Origin of the sequence: Micromonospora yasonensis (genome assembly GCF_026013475.1) — a bacterium.
Lineage (GTDB): Bacteria > Actinomycetota > Actinomycetes > Mycobacteriales > Micromonosporaceae > Micromonospora > Micromonospora yasonensis.
The window spans coordinates 1-17,778 of sequence record NZ_JAPDPH010000083.1 but is presented as its reverse complement, the minus strand read 5'-3'; the positions used below and the strand labels follow the sequence as shown (position 1 = coordinate 17,778).

Genomic DNA, 17,778 nt, shown 5'->3' with positions numbered 1-17,778 from the left:
CCTTTCTCGGGGTGGGATCAGCGGAGGGTGCTGCCGGGTTGCCGCCCGTCCAGGAGGGACAGCTCGTCGCGGCGCGGCAGGGCCTCCCAGTCGCCGTGGCCGGCGACGGCGAAGGCGCCGAGGGTGACCGCGCGGCGCAGCCGCCCGGCCAGGTCGAGGCCGTCCAGGTGGCCGGAGAGGTACCCGGCGGTGAACGCGTCCCCCGCTCCGACGGTGTCGACCGCCGTCACGGGCAGCGCCGCCGCCTCATGGCGGCCATCGCGGGTGTACGCGCGGGCGCCGTCGCCGCCGAGCTTCACCAGCACGGTCGACACGCCCCGGTCCAGCAGGCCGGCCACCGCGGTCGGCTCGTCCGCGCCCGGGTCGCCGACCAGGTCCAGCTCGTCGTGGGAGGCGACCACGACCGAGGCGTGGCCGGCGAGCGGGGTGAGCACCGCCCGGGCCGCGTCCCGGCTCCACAGCTTCGCCCGGTGGTTGACGTCGAGGCAGACCAGCGCCCCGGACCCGGCCGCGGTCTCGGCCGCCCAGGCGGTGGCCGTCCGGGCGCTGTCGGACAGCGCCGGGGTGATCCCGGTCAGGTGCAGCACCCGGGTGCCGGCGGCCAGGGCGGGCCGCAGGTCGTCGACGGTCAGTGCCGACCCGGCCGAGCCGGCGCGCTGGTAGATCACCCGGGTCAGGTCGGCGGTGCGCCGTTCCAGGAACATCAGCCCGGCGGGGCGCTGCGGGTCGCGGACGACGTGCTCGACGTCCACCCCCTCGGCGCGCAACTGCCGCAGCAGGAACAGCCCGAGCTCGTCGGCGCTGACCCGGCCGGCGAAGGCGGCGCGGTGGCCGAGCCGGGCCACCCCGATCGCCACGTTGGACTCCGCGCCGGCCAGGTGCGGGGTGAGCGGGCCGCCGGCCGCGAGCGGCCCAACCGATCGGAGCGAGACGAGGGCCTCGCCGACGGTGAGCAGGTCGACGCCGGTCATGCGACCGCGGCGAGGTAGGCCCGGGCCCGCTCGCGCAGGGCGTCCAGGTCGCCGCCGGACGCGGCGTCGCCGACCAGCGGGCCGCCGACGCCGACGGCGATCGCCCCGGCGGCGAGGTAGCCGGGCAGCTCGGCCAGGCCCACCCCGCCGACGGCGACGAACGGGATGTTCGGGAACGGGTCGCGCAGCGCCTTCAGGTACACGGGCCCGCCCAGCGACGCCGGGAAGAGCTTCACCGCGGCGGCCCCGGCCCGGACGGCGGCGTACGCCTCGGTGGGGGTGAGCGCCCCGGCGGCCACCGGCAGGCCCCGGCGGGCCGCCGCGCCGATGGAGTCGACGACGGCCGGGGTGACCACGAACTGGGCGCCGGCCGCGGCCACGTCGGCGACCGCGTCCGGGGTGAGCACCGTACCGGCGCCGACCAGGGAGCCGGGCGGGGCGGCGGCCCGGATCGCCGCGATGGCGTCGCACCCGCCGGGCGTGGTCAGCGCCACCTCGATCACCCGTACGCCCTCGGCGAGCAGGGCGGTGCCGGTGGCGACGGCGGCGGCGGTGTCGGTGCCGCGGATGATCGCCAGCAGGCGGGTGGCGGCGAGTTCGGCGGCGAGGTCGAGAGTCATCGGGTCACCATTCCGCGTAGGAGCCGTCGGGGTGCCGGAACATCGGGCTGCGCCAGGCGTGGCCGCGCTTGTCCGCCGACCGGACCGCCTGTTCGTCGATCTCGATGCCGAGGCCGGGCGCGGTGAGCCGCTCGACGTGGCCGTCCACGAAGGTCAGCGGCTCCTTGTCGAGGCAGTAGTCGAGCACCTCGGCGCCGAGGTTGTAGTGGATGCCGATGCTCTGCTCCTGGATCAGGTAGTTCGGCGTGGCGAAGCCGACCTGCAGGCAGGCCGCGAGGGCGATCGGGCCGAGCGGGCAGTGCGGGGCGAGCTGCACGTCGTACACCTCGGCCAGCGCGGCGATCTTGCGGACCTCGGTGATGCCGCCGGCGTGCGACAGGTCCGGCTGCGCCACCGCGATGCCGGCCTGGAAGACCGGCAGGAACTCCTGCCGGCTGTACAGCCGCTCCCCCGTCGACACCGGCGTGGTGGTGGACCGGACGAAGTCGCCGATCAGGTGGGAGTTCTCCGGGACGACCGGCTCCTCCAGGAACAGCGGCCGGTACGGCTCCAGCAGCGGCGCGACCCGGCGGGCGTTGGCCAGCGTGAACCGGCCGTGGAAGTCCACCGCCACGTCGCGGTGCTCGCCGAGCACCTCGCGGGCGGCGGCCACCCGGGCCACCACACCGTCCAGCTCGGCCACCGAGGCGATCGGGCTCATCCGGCCGGAGGCGTTCATCTTGACCGCCGTCAGGCCCGCCTCGACCTGGGCGGCGATGTGGTCGCGGACCTCGCTGGGCTCGTCGCCGCCGACCCAGCCGTACACCCGGATCCGGTCCCGGACCGGGCCGCCGAGCAGCTGGTGCACCGGGGCGCCGTAGTGCTTGCCGGCGATGTCCCAGAGCGCCTGGTCGAGGCCGGCCACGGCGCTGGCCAGGATCGGCCCGCCCCGGTAGAAGGACCCCTTGGTCATGACCTGCCAGTGGTCCTCGATCCGCAGCGCGTCCCGGCCGATCAGTAGCTCGGCGAGCTGGTCGACGGCGGCCCGGACGGTCTCGGAGCGGCCCTCGCAGGTGGCCTCCCCCCACCCGACGATGCCGCTGTCCGTCTCGACGCGGACGAAGAGCCAGCGGGGGGCGACCAGGAAGGTCTCGATGCGCGCGATGGTGGTCATGCCGCTCAGCCCTTCGTCGCGCCGGCGGTGAGGCCGGAGACCACGTACTTCTGCACGAACAGGGCGATCACCATGATCGGCAGGGTGACCACGGTGGCCGCCGCCATCAGGCCGCCCCAGTCGATGCTGGCGTACCCGACGAAGTCGAAGATCGCCACCGGCAGGGTCTTGGTGTTCGCGCCGGAGAGCACCAGGGCGAACATGAAGTTGTTCCAGGAGAAGATGAAGGACAGGATCCCGGCGGTCGCGATGCCCGGCACGGACAGCGGCAGGGTGATCCGGCGGAACGCGCCGATGTGGGTGAGGCCGTCGACCAGCGCCGCCTCCTCCAGTTCCTCCGGCAGGCCGTCGAAGAAGCCCATCATGATGTAGACGATCAGCGGCAGCGAGACGAACATGTGGCTCAGGATCAGCACGGTGAAGCCGCCGACCATCTGCAGGTTCGAGAAGACGTAGTACCAGGGCACCAGCAGCGAGACGCCGGGGATGACCCGGGCCATCAGCACCACCAGGGCCGACTTCTTCATGCTGAACCGGCTCATCGAGTACGCCGCCGGCACGCCGAGGATCAGCGACAGCACGGTGGCGGCGAAGGCCACCCAGAGGCTGTTGCCGATGAACTGGGCGTAGTGCGACTGCTTGAGGACGTTGGCGTAGTTGTCCAGGGTGGGCGAGAAGACCAGGGCCTTGCCGGTGTCGTAGATGTCGACGTTGGTCTTGAACGACGCGGCGATCATCCAGAGCAGCGGCGCGATCAGCGACAGCACCACGACGGTGAGCGCCACCACCCGGAACAGTCGGTACGCGGGACTGGCCTTCATCGCTTGGCCTCCTTGCGCCGCGCGGTCAGGGCCCACATCGAGCCGATGATGATCAGGAAGAACAGGATGAGGACGGTGGAGGAGACGCCGTACTCGTTGTAGTCGAAGCTCAGCCCGTAGGCGTACACGTTGAGGGTCTCCACCTCGTGGAAGGAACCGCCGCCCTTGCCCTTGGTGGCGTAGAGGATGTCGAAGGTCTTCAGCGCGTCGATGCCGCGCAGCAGGATCGCCACGATGACCGTGGGCATCAGCAGCGGCAGGGTGACGTGCCGGAACCGTTGCCAGGTGCTGGCGCCGTCGATCCGCGCCGCCTCCTGGGGCTCCTCGGACAGCGAGGTCAGGCCGGCGAGCAGGATGAGCACGACCATCGGGGTCCACTGCCACACGTCGATGAAGATCGTGGTGGGCAGGGCGGAGTGCTGGCCGGCGAGCCAGGGCTGCGGCCCGATGCCGACCCAGCCGAGCACCTGGTTGGCCAGGCCGATGTTCGGGTCGAAGATGAGCCGCCACATCATGCCGACCGCGACCGGGGTGGCGACCAACGGCATGAGGATGGCGACCCGGACCCACTTCTGGCCCTTGAACGGCCGCCACAGCAGCAGCGCGACGGCCATGCCGAGGACCACCTCGAAGGCCAGCGCGACGAGCGTGAAGCTGGCAGTGCGGCCGACCGCCGGCCAGAACCGGTCGGTGTCCGACAGCACGTCGAGGTAGTTCCGGAAGCCGATGAACTCGCTCTCGGCGCGGACGGACCCCTCGGCGTCGGTGAGGCTGAGCCAGACGGTCCAGCCCAGCGGGATCACGATCAGCGCGGCGACGAAGGCCATCGCGGGAGTGGCGAAGAGCCACTTGCGGTGGTCGTTGGCCCAGCGCGCCCAGCCGGGCGTGTCGGGCATGACGCCGGCGCCGCCGGGCGCGCGGCGGGGGTTGGTGACGGTTGCCATGGGATCTCCGGGGTGGGCGGACCGACAGGGGTACGCGGGTGGTGAGGCACATCGCCCCACCACCCGCGCGTGGCTTACTTGGCCTCGTCGTCCAGGAACTTCTGGAAGGCGTCGTTGGCCGTGTCGGCCGCGGCCGCCGGGTCCTTGCCGGTGATCGCGTCGACGATCGGCTGGCCGACGATCTCGCGGGCCTGGCCGACCTTCACGACCACGGGCCGGTCGTGGGCGACGCCGCCCTGGGTGCTGGCGTTGATGGCCTCGACCAGGTCCTTCGGGTAGTTCGCGGTGCCCTCCGGGTTGGCCCAGACCGAGGTACGGGCGCTCGGCACGCCGGCCTTCTGCTGGGCGAGGGTCTGCTCCTTGCCGGTGGCCCACTCGATGAACTTCCAGGCGTTGCTCTTGTTCTTCGAGGCGTCGTTGACGCCCAGCGCCCACGAGGGGATGTTGTACGGCTTGGAGCCGGCCGGGCCGGCCGGGAACGGCGCGAAGCCGACGGTGTCGGACACCTTGGACTTGGCCGGGTCGGTGGCGTTCTTGTAGAGCGAGTTGGCCTCGGTGTAGAAGGCGGCCTTGCCCTGGGTGAAGATGGCCATCGCCTCGGGCCAGCTCATGTCGGTGCTGACGTTGGCCGGGCCGCTGTCCTTGATCAGCCCGCCGTAGAAGGCGTACGCCTGCTTGGCGGCGTCGCTGTTGACCGTGGCCTTGCCGCTGCCGTCGACGAAGTCACCGCCGAAGCTGTAGAGGAAGCTGGAGAACTGGGTGACCGCCGGCGACTTGCCGGTCCGGGCGACGAAGCCCGCCACGCCGGGGGTGGTCGCCTTGATCTTGGCGGCGGCGGCCTTGAGCTCGTCGAGGGTCTTCGGCGGGGCGCTCAGGCCGGCCTTGGCGAGCAGGTCCTTGCGGTAGTACAGGACCTCCTGCTCGGTGATGATCGGCACGCCCACCGACTTGCCCTCGTACGTGGTGGCCTCGACCGGGCCGGACTGGAAGTCGGAGTAGTCCCAGTCCTTGCTCGACTTGACCTGGTCGGACAGGTCGGCCAGGTACTTGTTCTTGGCGAAGAGCTTCCCCTCCTGCAGGGGCCGGTACATCATCACGTCAAGGTCGGACGAGCCGGCGTTGAGCTTGACGTTGTACTGGTCGGACAGCTGGTCCTCGCCGAGCTGGGTGATCTCGACCTTGAGCCCGGTCTGCTTCTCGAACTCGGGCAGGGCCTTCTTGATGTTCTCCGTCCAGACGTGGTTCGCCAGGGTCACGTGGACGGTCTTGGACGCGCCGCTGTCGTCGCCACCGCCGCCGCAGGCGGCCAGGCCCATGGCGACCACCACGGCCAGAGACGTACCGATTATCGATCGACGTCGCACGTCATCTCTCCATTTCTCGTGGTCGCCGCCCCGGGGGAAGAGCGCCACAACGCTGTAACGTCTGCTTAACGACCGGATGCTAGGCCGAAAGATCTGACTTATTCAAGGGCTGATCTCGAACTGATATGATCCAGCGCGTGGATCAGTCCTCCCCGGGGGTCGCACCCGCCCAGTCCGGCCCCACCGAGGCGGGGCTGCACGCCCGCGTCCTCGACCACCTCGGCACCGCCGTCTGCGGCGGCGACCTGGCCGCCGGCTCGGTGCTCAACATCGACGAGCTGGTCGACCGGTACGCGGTCTCCCGGTCGGTGATCCGCGAGGTCCTGCGGGTGCTCGCGTCGATGGGCTTCATCGAGACCCGACGCCGGGTCGGCGTGCTGATCCGGCCCGCCGAGGCGTGGAACGTGTTCGACCCGCAGGTGATCCGCTGGCGGCTCGCCTCCGCCGGGCGGATGGCCCAGCTGCGCTCGATCACCGAGCTGCGGACCGCGATCGAGCCGCACGCCGCCTGGCTGGCGGCGAGTCGGATCTCCCCCGACGAGGCCAGCGACCTGGTCGGGATCGCCGCGAAGATGTGGGCCGCCGGCGAGGCCGCCGACGAGGCGCGGTTCCTCCGCCTGGACATCGAGTTCCACCGGCGGGTCCTCGCCGCCTCCGGCAACGAGATGTTCGTGAAGCTCCAGGAACTGGTCGCCGAGGTGCTCACCGGCCGGCACCACTATCACCTGATGCCGCACCACCCCGACCAGCAGGCGTTGCACCTGCACGCCGAGGTGGCCCAGGCGCTGCAGCACCGCGACGGCGAGCGGGCCCGCCGGGCCATGGTGCAGATCATGGAGCAGGCGTTCGACGAGATGAAGTCGATGTGGGAGCAGACCGCCGGCTGAGCCGGCCTGCCCGGGGACGGATCGGGGCGTAGACTGGGCGCGGCGCAGTCCTGCGCCTCACCTCCATCCCGGTGCTCACGCCACCGGTCCCGCGGAGGCAAAGGGGGCCTTGAGCCCTCGGGACGCGGTGCCGACAGGCCCACCGACACGCCACATGCCCAGGGCGGGGTCGACGGGAGCGTGAGTCCTGCGACCGCGCCCTCGACAGGGAGCATGTGATGACGAGTCACAAGTCGTTCAAATCCCGGGTGCGGACCCGGATGGCCCGGACCGGCGAGAGCTACACCACCGCCCGCCGGCAGCTGCTGGCCAGGTCCGGCGCCGCCAACCCGGCGCCGGAGCCCTCCTCCCCCGCCCGGACGCAGATGGACCGGGTCTCCGCCGCGTTGCTGCGCGAACGCACCGGCCACGACTGGGACGAGTGGTTCGGCCGGCTCGACGCCTGGGGCGCGGTCGACCGGACGCACACCCAGACGGCGCGCTGGCTGGTCACCGCGCACGAGGTGCCGGGCTGGTGGGCGCAGACCATCACCGTCGGGTACGAGCAGGCACGCGGGCTGCGCGTCCCCGGCCAACGGCGCGGCGGTGGCTTCGAGGCCACCGGCAGCCGGACGGTGGCGGTGCCGGTGGCGGTGCTGTTCGAGGCGTTCGCCGACGAGGCGGTACGCCGACGCTGGCTGCCCGACGTGGCCGTGCGGGTCCGTACCGCCACCGCAGCGAAGAGCTTCCGGGCGGACTGGGCCGGTGGGCCGAGCCGGATCGCGGTCGGCTTCACCCCGGTGAGCGAGACGAAGGCCCGAGTGGCCGTGCTGCACGAGAAGCTCACCGACGCCGCAGCGGCCGACCGGCTCAAGGCGTACTGGCGGGACCGGCTCGCCGCCCTGAAGCAGCTGCTGGAGCAGGCGGAGGTGGCCCGATGAGCGCCGCGATGTTCGTCAACCTGCCGGTGGCCGACCTCGACCGGGCGGTCGAGTTCTTCACCGCCCTGGGCTTCACGGCCGGGCCCCGGCAGACCGGTGGCGACAGCGCGCAACTCACCCTCGACGGGACCACCCACCTGATCCTGCACACCCCGGCGGCCTTCGCCGCATTCGCCGGGGCCGAGGTGTGCGACACCGCCACCAGCCGGGAGGTGATCGTGGGCCTCGGCGTCGACCGGCGGGAGCGGGTGGACGAACTGGTCGACGTGGCGGTCGTCGCGGGCGGCACCTCGCTCGGCCCGGGCCAGGATCTCGGATTCATGTACATGCGCGGGTTCCGGGACCTCGACGGCCACCAGTGGTCGTTCCTGCACCTGGCCGGCTGAACCGTGGTGGGGCCGGCGGCCACCGCCGGCCCCACCGTCAGCCGAACGCGACCCGCTCCAGCCAGAAGTCCAGCAGCTTCGCGTCGCCGAGGACTTCTGACGGGCCGGACGCGGCGGCGAGGTGCCCGTCCATCCTGTCCGGTCAGGCCTCGCGGGGCACCGGCTGGGCCAGTGCGCCGATTTCCCTCGGCAACTGCGCCAGCGCCTGCGCGAACTCCTCGTGTCCGACCACCCGGTGCAGGGTCTGCAGCACCGCCCCCGCGCCCCGCTCGGCGACGTCCGGCGCCGACCCGGCGCGCTCGGCCACCCGCCGCAGGAACTCGTCGTACCCGAACACCTCCGGCTCCTCGGGGCGTGCCCGGGCCAGCAGCGGGCGCAGCTCGTGCGCCACGTGGTCGGCCAGGTCCGCGGCCTCGCCGCCGCTGATCCGCTCGGCGAGCGTACGCAGGGTGGCCTCGGTCAGGGACCGCGCGGTCTCCGCCGGGACGCCCGCCCGTGCGGCCACCTTCTCGAAGAACTCCAGCTCGGCCATGCCCGTCCTTCCCGTCCCGGAGACCGCGTGGCTACCCGCCGGCGACCCGGGCAAACGATCGCGCGTTGGCCGGGCGGGCGGAATGGGCGGAAACCGGCGCCACGCCGGACGACGACGGCCATGATCGAGACGTGGCCAGGATGCCGAAGCTCGTGCCCCCGATGCTCGCCGCCAGCGGCGCGCTGCCCACCGGCCCGGGCTGGGGATACGAGTTCAAGTGGGACGGCGTTCGCGCGATCGCCTACGTCGACGACGGGATCCGGCTGCTCAGCCGCAACGATCGGGACGTCACCCGGGCGTACCCGGAGCTGGCGGAGCTGACCCGACTCCTGGCCGGGCGGCGGGCGGTGCTCGACGGGGAGATCGTGGCGCTCGACGCCGGCGGCCGGCCCAGCTTCTCAGCGCTGCAGCGCCGGATGCACGTCCGGGCGCCGGCCGCCGCGCTGGTCGCCGCGACCCCGGTCCGGCTGTACCTGTTCGATCTCCTGCACCTGGACGGTCGGGACACCACGTCCCTGCCGTACGCGGAACGCCGGGCGGCGCTGGCGGAACTGGAACTCAGCGGCGAGAGCGTCGAGACGCCGCCCTACTGGACCGGCGAGGCCGGGCGGGACCTGGCCACGGCGGCGGCCGAACTCGGCCTGGAGGGGGTGGTGGCCAAGCAGCTCGGCGCGGCGTACGAGCCCGGCCGGCGGGCGTCGGCGTGGGTGAAGGTGCCACTCAACGACACCGTCGAGGTCGTCGTGGGCGGCTGGAAGCCGGGCGCCGGCCGGCGGGCGGGCACCATCGGCTCGCTGCTGCTCGGCATGTACGACGCCCAGGACCGGCTGGTCTACGTCGGGCACGTCGGCACCGGCTTCACCCAGGCCGTGCTGCGTGACCTCCAGCACCGGCTGGCGCCGCTGACCCGACGGGACCCGCCCTTCGCCGTGCCGGTGCCGCGCGAGCACGCCCGGCAGGCGGTCTGGGTCGACCCGGTGCTGGTCGGGGACGTCACCTTCCGGTCCTGGACCCCCGATCGCCGGCTGCGGCACCCTTCCTGGAAGGGGCTCCGCAGCGACCGGGAACCGGCCGAGATCCGGTTGTGGCGGTGATCCCGCCGGTCAGGTGCCGACCCGGCGGGTCTCCATCCGGTTGATCGACGGCCCGGTCAGCTGCCAGAACTCCTCGGGCAGCTGGTCGATCATGTCCCCGTACTCCTTGGCGCTGATCGTCTCCCGCAGCGTGTCGAACACGGCGCGGGCGCCGTCGGTCGCCGCCTGGAGGTCCACCGCGGCCCGGGCCTGCACCCGTTCGAGGAACTCCGGCAGCCCGAACGGCTCGGGATTCACCCCGGCGCTGCTGCTGACACACGCCTTCAGCTCCTCGGGAAGCTGCGACGCGAGGTCCCGCGCCTGTCCGCCGGTGATCCGTTCCGCCAGCGTCTCGAGCGTGGCACGGGTGATCGGCTCGGCCTGCGCCGGTGAGATCTTCGGCTTCGCGGCCACCGACCGGATGAACTCCGTCTGGTTCACCTGGGACCCCCTTCTCGGACCGGACCTGCGGGTACCCGCAGGCGGTGGGGGTGAAACGGGCGGCTGTCAGGCCAGGGCACGGGCCGCCGAGACGATGGCGGTCACGCCGATCCCCGCCTGGTCCAGCTGCTGAGTCGGCGTGCCGGAGCCGGGCAGCCCGCGTACCGCCAGGTGCTTGACCCGCACCGGGTCGGCGAGGTCGGCCAGCGACTCGAGCACGGCCGCGCCCAGCCCGCCCTGCGGGTAGTGGTCCTCGACCACCACCAACCGACCGCCGGTGTCCCGTACGGCGTCGAGCAGGCGCTGCCGGTCGACCGGCTTGACCGAGTAGAGGTCGATCACGAGGGCGTCGATCCCCTCGCGGGTCAGCTCCTCGGCGGCGGCCAGGCAGTTGTGCACGGTCACGCCGGCGCCGATCAGCGCCACGTCGCCACCGGCGCGCAGCACCTTGCTGCCGCCGACCGGGAACTCCTCCCCGTTGTCGTAGAGCACCGGGTACTTCCCCCGGGTGGTCCGCAGGTAGCTGACCCCCTCGCGGTCGACCATCTGCCCGACGAGGGCGGCGCAGGAGACGGCGTCGCTGGGGTAGAGCACCGTCGACCCCTGCACGGCGCGCATCGCGGCCAGGTCCTCCAGCCCCATCTGCGAGGGACCGTCCGGGCCGATCTCCACGCCGGCGTGCGAGCCGGCGAGCGCGAGGTCGGCCTGGGAGATGCCAGCCATCCGGATGAAGTCGTACGCGCGGGACAGGAACGCGGCGAAGGTCGCGGCGAAGGGGCGGTAGCCACGCACCTGCAGGCCCACCGCGGCGGCGACCAGTTGCTGCTCGGAGATGAACATCTCGAAGAAGCGGTCCGGGTACGCCTCGCCGAACTTGTCGGCCCGGGTGGAGTCGCTCACCTCGCCGTCGAGCGCGACCACGTCCGGCCGGGAGCCCAGCGCGCGCAGCGCGTCGCCGTACGCGTTGCGGGTGGCCACCTTCGCGCCCTTGTCGTACTTGGGCAGTTCCGGCTCGCCCGCGCGGCTGGCGACGGGCGGGGCGGGCTCGGGTCGGGGCCCGGTGACGCGGATCTGCCGCACGCCGCCGAGCGCCTGGACGGCCCGCTCGGCCATGTCCGGCTTCAGCGCCTTGCCGTGCCAGTCCGGCTCGTTCTCGACCTCGGGAACCCCCTTGCCCTTCACCGTCCGGGCGAGCACCACCGTCGGGCCGGTCGCCTGGCGGGCCCGGGTGAACGCCTCGTCGATCTCGATCAGGTCGTGGCCGTCCACGACGAGCGGATGGCAGCCGAACGCCTCGACCCGGCGGCGGTACGTGTCCAGGTCCCACTCCAGCTCGGTCGCCCCGCGCTGCCCCAACCGGTTCACGTCCACGATCGCGGTGAGGTTGCGCAGGCCGTAGTGCGCCGCCTTGTCCAGGGCCTCCCAGATGGAGCCCTCGGCCGTCTCGCTGTCGCCGCAGAGCACCCAGACATGGAACGGCAACTGGTCGAGGTACTGCCCGGCCAGCGCGATGCCCACGCCGACCGGCAGTCCCTGGCCCAGCGACCCGGTGGCCACGTCCACCCAGGGCAGGGCCGGGGTGGGGTGCCCCTGCAGGCGCGACCCCGACTGCCGGTAGGTGTCCATCAGCTCCTGCTCGCTGACCACGCCGACCGCCTTGAAGACCGCGTACAGCAGGGGCGAGGCGTGCCCCTTGGAGAAGATCAGGTGGTCGTTGGCGCGGTTGCCCGGGTTCCGCCAGTCGTAGTGCAGGTGCCGGGAGATCAGCACCGCCAGCAGGTCGGCGGCGGAGAGGCTGGAGGTCGGGTGGCCGGACCCGGCCTTCGTGCTGCAGCGGATCGAGTCCACCCGGAGCTGGGCGGCGAGGTCCCCCAGCCGGGTGACCTCCTCGTCCTGCAGGGTGCGCTCTGCTTCCATCGTCACCGGATTCGCCTCCCGCGGTCGGCTGGCCACCGTGCGCACCTACGGTAGCCACGATCGCGAGATTTCGTCCGGTAACTTGTGATTTGTCGGCCGGGCCGACTGCGGGTCACGCGATCTGGATCTTGCGGCCGACGCCGGCCCGGAACTGGGCCATCGCCTCGGCGTACCGGTCGAGCGAGAAGCGGTGGCTGATGAACACGTCGGGGTCCAGCACGCCCGCGACGAACAGTTCACCGGCCCGCTCAAAGCTGTGCAGCACCGCCATCGACCCGGTGATGGTGAGCTCCTGGTGGTAGATCCGGTACGGCTCGACCGTGGCCCGGGTGCGGTACTCCGAGACCCCGAACTGGAGGAACGTCCCGGCCGGGGCGACCCGACCGAGCCCGTCGTCGATCGCCGCCCGCACGCCCGTGCAGTCGATGACCACGTCCCAGCCGCGGGGCCGGGTCAGCTCGTCCGCGCTCGCGCCGCTGGCCGTGCAGCCCAGCCGGACCGCGGTGGCCAGCCGATCCGGATTCGGGTCGACCACGCTCACGCTCGCCGCGCCGCACCGCTTCGCCAGTTCCAGCATCATCAGGCCCATGGTGCCCGCGCCGTAGATCAGGTAGTGGTCGCCGAGACGGCGGGGCAGCACGTCGAAGCCGCGAACCGCGCAGGAAAGCGGCTCGATCAGCGCGGCGTCGGCCGGCGCGACGGACTCCGGCAGCGGGAAGCAGTTCTTCACCGGCGCGACCGCGTACTCGGCCGCGCCGCCGGAGACGGTGACCCCGATGGCCGCCCAGCGTTCGCAGAGGTTGCCCCGGCCCCGCCGGCACTGGTAACACTCCCCGCAGTGCAACGAGGGGTCGACGGCCACCGCGTCACCGACCCGCACCTCGGTGACGTCCCGGCCGACCTCGACCACCCGGCCGGCGAACTCGTGGCCCGGCACGATCGGGTACGCGGGCGCGAACTCGCCGTCCATGATGTGCAGGTCCGTGCCGCAGATCCCGCAGCCGGCGACCTCGACGACCACCTCGCGCGGGCCGGGCATGGGATCGGGCACGGACTCCAGCGAGACCTGGCCCGGCGTGACGATGACCGCTGCTTTCATTTGACCGCCCCCATCGAGAGTCCTCGGACGAGTTGCTTCTGGGCGATCCAGCCGGCCAGCACGACCGGCAGCGACACGATGGTCGCCGCCGCGCAGAGCCGGGCGAGGAAGAGCCCTTCGGAGGTGATGAAGCCGACCAGGAAGATCGGCGAGGTGCCGGCTCGGGTCGCGGTGAGGTTGACCGCGAAGAAGAACTCGTTCCAGCTGAAGATGAAACAGATCAGCGCCGTGGCGGCCAGGCCGGGCGCGACGATCGGCAGCAGGATCCGCCGGATCGTCACGGTCAGGCTCGCGCCGTCCATCGCCGCGGCCTCGATCAGCGCGGACGGGACCTCCAGCAGGAACGACCGCATCATCCAGACCGCGAGCGGGAGGTTCATCGCGGTGTAGAGGACCACCATGGTCCAGACGTTGTCCAGCATGCCGAGTTCCTTGACCAGCAGGTAGATCGGCAGCAGCGCGGCGACCGCGGGCAGCATCTTGGTGCTGATGAAGAAGAACAACACGTCGCGCCACTTGGCGACCGGCCGGATCGACAGCGCGTACGCCGCGGGGGTGGCCAGCAGCAACACCAGCAGGGTGGACAGCAGGCTGGCCATCAGGGAGTTGAGCAGGTACGGCGTGAGGTCGCGGTCGAAGACCTGCCGGTAGCCGTCGAGCACCGGGGTGAAGAACCAGGACGGCGGGTTGCTGGCGGCGTCGACCTCCCGCTTGAAGCCGGTGAGCACCATCCACAGCACCGGCAGGAAGAACAGCAGCCCGGCCAGCCAGGCCAGCCCGGTCCAGGCCACCCCGGTGCGGCCGCCCGTCCGCCGGGCCGGGCTGGTCGGCCGCCGCCGGGTGGCGGGTCTCGTCAGCGTGGTCATCGCGCGTCCTCCATCCGGAACAGGCTGGAGATCACCCGCAGCGCGAAGGTGGCGACCACGATCGTGCCGATCACCACCACGACCCCGGCCGCGGCGGCTTCGCCGTACTCGAACTTGCGGAAGGTGGTCAGGTAGATCTCGTACGGCAAGTTGGTGGTGGCGGTGCCTGGCCCGCCCTGGGTGATGGTGAAGACGGCGTCGAAGGTCTGCACCAGGTAGATGGAGCCGAGCAGGGCGCCCAGTTCCAGGTAGGGGCGCAGGTAGGGCAGGGTCACCCGGGTGAAGGTCTGCCACGGCCCGGCCCCGTCGACCCGGGCGGCCTCCAGGGTCTCCAGCGACTGGCTCTGCAACCCGGCCAGGATGATCAGCATCATGAACGGGGTCCACTGCCAGACCAGGGTGGTGACGACGGAGAGCATCGGGTACCGGGACACCCAGTCCGTGCTGCCGCCCACGACGCCGTTGATCAGCCCGTACGACGGGTTGTAGATGGCGTGCTTCCACAGCAGCGCCGCGGCCATCGGCATCACCAGGAACGGCGTGATGAGCAGGGTGCGGACCACCCCGCGCCCGGGGAACCGGCGGTCGAGCAGGATGGCCAGGCCGAGGCCGAGCAGGACGGACAGCACGACGGAGCCGGCGGTGAGCACCACCGTGTTCAGCAGGGCGGCGCGCAGCCGGGCGTCGGTGAGCACCTCGCCGTAGTTGGCGAGGCCGACGAAGGCCCGCCGGCCGGGTCGCAGCGCGTTCCAGTCGAGGGTGGACAGGTAGAGGGTGACCAGGAACGGGATCTGGGTCACCAGGATCGCGAAGATCAGCGCGGGCAACAGCGGGGCGCGGCGGGTCCAGCGCTGCCGCGCGCCGGCGGGGACGGATCTGACGGTACGCCGGCGTGCCGCGCCCGCGCCGACGGTGACGGTCTGGGTCATGAGAGCACCTCGGGAGGCAAAGGCCGGGGCCGGCCGGCGCTCGACCGGCCCCGGGTGGCGGCTACCGGTATTCCTTGGCGACGCCCTCGGCCAGCCGCTGGCCGTCGGCGAGCGCCTTGTCGACCGTGGTGCTGCCGGCGATCGCGGCGGAGACCTCCTGGGAGACCTTGGTGCCGAGGTCGGCGAACTCCGGGACGCCGACGAACTGCACGCCGAGCGCGGGCCGGGGCTGCACGCCCGGGTTGACCGGGTCGGCCTCCTGGATCGACTTCAGCGTGATGTCGGCGAAGGCGGTGGCGGACTGCCGGTACTCGGGAAGCGCGTAGGTGGACTGCCGCTTGCCGGCCGGCACCCGGGACCAGCCGAGCGAGGAGCCGACCAGCTTCTCGTACTCCTTGCCGGTGGCCCAGGAGATGAACTTCCACGCGGCGTCGGCGTTCTTGGTGGTCTTCGGCATCGCCAGGGCCCAGGCCCACAGCCAGCCGGAGGACTTCGTCTTGTTCACCGGCGAGTACGCGTAGCCGACCTTGCCGGCGACCTTGCTCGCGCTCTTGTCCTCCAGCGTGCCGGCGGCGGAGGTGGCGTCGTACCACATGGCCGCCTTGCCCTGGCCGAAGGTGTTCAGGCACTCGGTGAAGCCGGCCTGCGGCGCGCCCGCCTCGCCGTGCGCCCGGACCAGGTCGACGTAGAACTTCGTCGCCTCGGTGAACTCCGGAGCGTTCACCCTGGGCGTCCAGTCCTTCTCGAACCAGGTGCCACCGAAGGTGTTGACGACCGTGGTCAGCGGGGCGAACAGCTCGCCCCAACCGGGCAGCCCGCGCAGGCAGATCCCGGCCACGCCGGCCTTCTTGTCGTCGAGCTTCGCGGCGAACTGGGCCACCTGCTGCCAGGTGGGCCGTTCCGGCATGGTCAGGCCCTTGGCCGCGAAGAGCTCCTTGTTGTACATGAGGAAGGAGGACTCGCCGTAGAACGGCGCCGCGTAGAGCTTGCCGTCCTGGCCGGAGAGCGAGGCCACCATCGGCTTGAGCAGGTCGCCCTCGTCGTAGCCGGAGTCGGCGTCGGCGTACGAGCTCAACTCGTGCAGCCAGCCGTTCTTGGCCCAGATCGGCGCCTCGTACGCCCCGATCGTCGCCACGTCGTACTGCCCGCCCTGGGTGGCGACGTCCTGGGTGACCTTGTCGCGCAGTTCGTTCTCCGGCAGGATCGTGAACCGCACGGTGATGCCGGTCTGCTTGGTGAAGTTGTCGGCGGTGACCTTGGCCAGGTCCTCCATCTGCGGATTGCCGACCATCAGCACGGTGATCGTCTTGCCCTTGCCGTCGCCGCCCGAGGAGGAGCCGCCACCGGCTCCGGAGCAGGCGGTCGAGGTCAGACCGACCGCCAGGGCGACGGCGAGGGCACCGCGCCATCGGCGAGGAGACCGTGTTCTGAACACAGCGAACCTCCATGGTGGTGGTGTGGTGGTGGAGACGGGTCGGCCCGGACGCTCAGACGCGCAGCACCACGGGGCCGAGCAGCGAGTAGCGGTGCGCCTCGGACGCCGGCAGCGCGGTGTCCGTGACGATGGTGTCGAGCTCGCCGACGTCGGCGAAGCGGCAGAAGCTGTGGCCGCCGAACTTGGTGTGCACGCCGGCGAACACCGCGCGCCGGGACACCGCCATGACCTTGGCCTTCACGGCGGCCACCGCCGGGTCGGGCGTGGTCAGCCCGTGCTCGCGGGAGATCCCGTTCGCGCCGACGAACGCCAGGTCGATGACGAAGCCGCCGAGCATGGCGGTGGCCCAGTGGTCGACGGTGGCGAGGGTGCGACCGCGCACCCGGCCACCGAGCAACAGGACGGTGAGGCTGGGCGACGCCGCGAGCGCCGCCGCGGTGTGCAGCGAGGCCGTCACCACGGTCAGCGGCCGGTGGGTGGGCAGCGCCTCGGCGATCAGCTGCGGGGTGTAACCCTCGTCGATGAAGACCGATTCCGCGTCGCCGAGGTGCTCCACCGCGGCGACGGCGATCCGCCGCTTCTCGACGACGAACCTGGTGCTCCGGCTCTCCAGGGTCGTCTCGAAGCGGGCGGTCTCCACCGGGTACGCACCACCGTGGGTCCGGCGCACCAGACCCTGCTGGGCCAGCAGGCTGAGGTCGCGCCGGATCGTCTCCGGCGCGACGCCCAGGTCGACGGCCAGCTTCTGCACATCGACGTCGCCCTGACGACGAGCCAGCGTGAGGATGTGGTGTCTGCGCTCCGCTGCGTCCACCTGGCACCTCCCGCCCGCTCGTGCCTCTTTTTCTAACATCGGCGATCGGTCGTGACGACGGTCACCGCTGGGGTAATGCGGTGTGTTTGGTGCCCGCGATCCGGCGCCGAATGGGCACCGGAGAGCGCCACAAAGGCCGCCTTCCTCTCTTTTCGGTCGCCCGTTTGCCGCCGCCGCCCGCCCGATCTCGACCCGGCCCGCCCGGTCGGGCACCACCGGGCCGCTGTCGCCAGAGCCGATCCGGGGCCGGGGCCGGGGCGGCGCGAGCAGTCAGCCGGCCGTCCCGCGCCGCACTCATCGCGCCGCCACGCGACGCGCGACCAACCAGAGCGCCACCCCGAGGTACGGCACCGCGGCCAGCGCGAACGCGACCGCGTTGCCGGCGACCCCCGCCACCACGCCGTACGCGCCGTAGAACGCGATGATGGTCAGGTCGGTGGCCATCCCCGCCACCGAGGTCACCGTCGCCCGGGCCGAACCGGTGATCCGGGCCTGCAACCGCACGTCGGCGAGCACCGTGGCGAGCTGGAAGGCGGCGAACGCCACCGCGAGCAGCACGAACCCCACCGGGCGGCCGACCAGGGCGCCCGCCACCAGCGCCGACGT

At 72.0% G+C, this 17,778-nt stretch carries 18 protein-coding genes and 1 pseudogene; 4 read left to right on the top strand and 15 right to left on the bottom strand.

What is annotated here, in order from left to right; genetic code table 11:
- Window positions 1–17 precede the first annotated feature (17 nt).
- The 6 genes from ONA70_RS18310 to ONA70_RS18285 form a co-directional block, all read right to left on the bottom strand.
- Window positions 18–971, bottom strand: a complete 954-nt coding sequence (locus ONA70_RS18310; protein WP_265007662.1) for a sugar kinase — start codon at window positions 969–971, stop codon at window positions 18–20.
- Window positions 968–1,591: a bifunctional 4-hydroxy-2-oxoglutarate aldolase/2-dehydro-3-deoxy-phosphogluconate aldolase gene (locus ONA70_RS18305; RefSeq protein WP_265007661.1), complete on the bottom strand. Its 624-nt coding sequence runs from the start codon at window positions 1,589–1,591 to the stop codon at window positions 968–970. The genes ONA70_RS18310 and ONA70_RS18305 overlap by 4 nt, the downstream gene beginning before the upstream one ends.
- A gap of 4 nt (window positions 1,592–1,595) precedes the next feature.
- Window positions 1,596–2,744: a galactonate dehydratase gene (gene dgoD / locus ONA70_RS18300; RefSeq protein WP_265007660.1), complete on the bottom strand. Its 1,149-nt coding sequence runs from the start codon at window positions 2,742–2,744 to the stop codon at window positions 1,596–1,598.
- A 5-nt stretch (window positions 2,745–2,749) separates the two neighbouring features.
- On the bottom strand, window positions 2,750–3,565 hold the full coding sequence (locus tag ONA70_RS18295) for a carbohydrate ABC transporter permease (RefSeq protein WP_265007659.1): 816 nt from the start codon (window positions 3,563–3,565) through the stop codon (window positions 2,750–2,752).
- Window positions 3,562–4,509, bottom strand: coding sequence for a carbohydrate ABC transporter permease (locus ONA70_RS18290; RefSeq protein WP_265007658.1), 948 nt, complete (start codon window positions 4,507–4,509; stop codon window positions 3,562–3,564). Before ONA70_RS18290 ends, ONA70_RS18295 begins: the two co-directional genes overlap by 4 nt.
- Before the next feature lie 74 nt (window positions 4,510–4,583).
- Window positions 4,584–5,873, bottom strand: coding sequence for an ABC transporter substrate-binding protein (locus ONA70_RS18285; RefSeq protein WP_265007657.1), 1,290 nt, complete (start codon window positions 5,871–5,873; stop codon window positions 4,584–4,586).
- Window positions 5,874–6,010: 137 nt separating this feature from the next.
- On the opposite strand from ONA70_RS18285, the gene ONA70_RS18280 reads away from it, so the two are divergent.
- The 3 genes from ONA70_RS18280 (at window position 6,011) to ONA70_RS18270 (ending at window position 8,066) form a co-directional block, all read left to right on the top strand.
- Window positions 6,011–6,760, top strand: a complete 750-nt coding sequence (locus ONA70_RS18280; RefSeq protein WP_265007656.1) for a FadR/GntR family transcriptional regulator — start codon at window positions 6,011–6,013, stop codon at window positions 6,758–6,760.
- A 218-nt stretch (window positions 6,761–6,978) separates the two neighbouring features.
- Window positions 6,979–7,680 (top strand): hypothetical protein, encoded by a 702-nt coding sequence (locus ONA70_RS18275; RefSeq protein ID WP_265007655.1) that lies wholly within the window; start codon window positions 6,979–6,981, stop codon window positions 7,678–7,680.
- Window positions 7,677–8,066, top strand: coding sequence for a VOC family protein (locus ONA70_RS18270; protein ID WP_265007654.1), 390 nt, complete (start codon window positions 7,677–7,679; stop codon window positions 8,064–8,066). Before ONA70_RS18275 ends, ONA70_RS18270 begins: the two co-directional genes overlap by 4 nt.
- A 142-nt stretch (window positions 8,067–8,208) precedes the next feature.
- Here ONA70_RS18270 and ONA70_RS18265 read toward each other — a convergent pair whose 3' ends face one another.
- Window positions 8,209–8,598, bottom strand: a complete 390-nt coding sequence (locus tag ONA70_RS18265) for a DUF2267 domain-containing protein (RefSeq protein WP_265007653.1) — start codon at window positions 8,596–8,598, stop codon at window positions 8,209–8,211.
- Between the two features lie 140 nt (window positions 8,599–8,738).
- On the opposite strand from ONA70_RS18265, the gene ligD reads away from it, so the two are divergent.
- Complete coding sequence (gene ligD, locus ONA70_RS18260) at window positions 8,739–9,692, top strand: non-homologous end-joining DNA ligase (protein ID WP_265007674.1); 954 nt, start codon at window positions 8,739–8,741, stop codon at window positions 9,690–9,692.
- 9 nt (window positions 9,693–9,701) lie between these two features.
- Here ligD and ONA70_RS18255 read toward each other — a convergent pair whose 3' ends face one another.
- The 8 genes and pseudogenes from ONA70_RS18255 to ONA70_RS18220 form a co-directional block, all read right to left on the bottom strand.
- Window positions 9,702–10,112: a DUF2267 domain-containing protein gene (locus ONA70_RS18255; protein WP_265007652.1), complete on the bottom strand. Its 411-nt coding sequence runs from the start codon at window positions 10,110–10,112 to the stop codon at window positions 9,702–9,704.
- Window positions 10,113–10,178: 66 nt separating this feature from the next.
- Complete coding sequence (locus ONA70_RS18250) at window positions 10,179–12,029, bottom strand: transketolase (protein ID WP_265007673.1); 1,851 nt, start codon at window positions 12,027–12,029, stop codon at window positions 10,179–10,181.
- Window positions 12,030–12,141: 112 nt separating this feature from the next.
- Window positions 12,142–13,128 carry a zinc-dependent alcohol dehydrogenase family protein gene (locus ONA70_RS18245; RefSeq protein ID WP_265007651.1) on the bottom strand — a complete coding sequence of 329 codons (987 nt, stop codon included), beginning with the start codon at window positions 13,126–13,128 and terminating at the stop codon, window positions 12,142–12,144.
- Window positions 13,125–13,994 (bottom strand): carbohydrate ABC transporter permease, encoded by an 870-nt coding sequence (locus ONA70_RS18240; protein ID WP_265007650.1) that lies wholly within the window; start codon window positions 13,992–13,994, stop codon window positions 13,125–13,127. Before ONA70_RS18240 ends, ONA70_RS18245 begins: the two co-directional genes overlap by 4 nt.
- Complete coding sequence (locus ONA70_RS18235; protein WP_265007649.1) at window positions 13,991–14,923, bottom strand: carbohydrate ABC transporter permease; 933 nt, start codon at window positions 14,921–14,923, stop codon at window positions 13,991–13,993. Before ONA70_RS18235 ends, ONA70_RS18240 begins: the two co-directional genes overlap by 4 nt.
- Before the next feature lie 61 nt (window positions 14,924–14,984).
- Window positions 14,985–16,358 carry an ABC transporter substrate-binding protein gene (locus ONA70_RS18230; RefSeq protein ID WP_265007648.1) on the bottom strand — a complete coding sequence of 458 codons (1,374 nt, stop codon included), beginning with the start codon at window positions 16,356–16,358 and terminating at the stop codon, window positions 14,985–14,987.
- Window positions 16,359–16,410: 52 nt separating this feature from the next.
- A complete protein-coding gene (locus ONA70_RS18225) occupies window positions 16,411–17,172 on the bottom strand; it encodes a DeoR/GlpR family DNA-binding transcription regulator (protein ID WP_265007647.1) in 762 nt (253 codons plus the stop codon).
- A 294-nt stretch (window positions 17,173–17,466) separates the two neighbouring features.
- A pseudogene (locus ONA70_RS18220) lies at window positions 17,467–17,778 on the bottom strand (MFS transporter); the annotation flags it as partial.

Coding starts and splice junctions, on each gene's coding strand:
- ONA70_RS18310 (WP_265007662.1), bottom strand. CDS start 971: ATGACCGGCGTCGACCTGCTCACCGTCGGCGAGGCCCTCGTCTCGCTC.
- ONA70_RS18290 (WP_265007658.1), bottom strand. CDS start 4,509: ATGGCAACCGTCACCAACCCCCGCCGCGCGCCCGGCGGCGCCGGCGTC.
- ligD (WP_265007674.1), top strand. CDS start 8,739: ATGCCGAAGCTCGTGCCCCCGATGCTCGCCGCCAGCGGCGCGCTGCCC.
- dgoD (WP_265007660.1), bottom strand. CDS start 2,744: ATGACCACCATCGCGCGCATCGAGACCTTCCTGGTCGCCCCCCGCTGG.
- ONA70_RS18265 (WP_265007653.1), bottom strand. CDS start 8,598: ATGGCCGAGCTGGAGTTCTTCGAGAAGGTGGCCGCACGGGCGGGCGTC.
- ONA70_RS18275 (WP_265007655.1), top strand. CDS start 6,979: ATGACGAGTCACAAGTCGTTCAAATCCCGGGTGCGGACCCGGATGGCC.
- ONA70_RS18245 (WP_265007651.1), bottom strand. CDS start 13,128: ATGAAAGCAGCGGTCATCGTCACGCCGGGCCAGGTCTCGCTGGAGTCC.
- ONA70_RS18305 (WP_265007661.1), bottom strand. CDS start 1,591: ATGACTCTCGACCTCGCCGCCGAACTCGCCGCCACCCGCCTGCTGGCG.
- ONA70_RS18270 (WP_265007654.1), top strand. CDS start 7,677: ATGAGCGCCGCGATGTTCGTCAACCTGCCGGTGGCCGACCTCGACCGG.
- ONA70_RS18295 (WP_265007659.1), bottom strand. CDS start 3,565: ATGAAGGCCAGTCCCGCGTACCGACTGTTCCGGGTGGTGGCGCTCACC.
- ONA70_RS18235 (WP_265007649.1), bottom strand. CDS start 14,923: ATGACCCAGACCGTCACCGTCGGCGCGGGCGCGGCACGCCGGCGTACC.
- ONA70_RS18250 (WP_265007673.1), bottom strand. CDS start 12,029: ATGGAAGCAGAGCGCACCCTGCAGGACGAGGAGGTCACCCGGCTGGGG.
- ONA70_RS18240 (WP_265007650.1), bottom strand. CDS start 13,994: ATGACCACGCTGACGAGACCCGCCACCCGGCGGCGGCCGACCAGCCCG.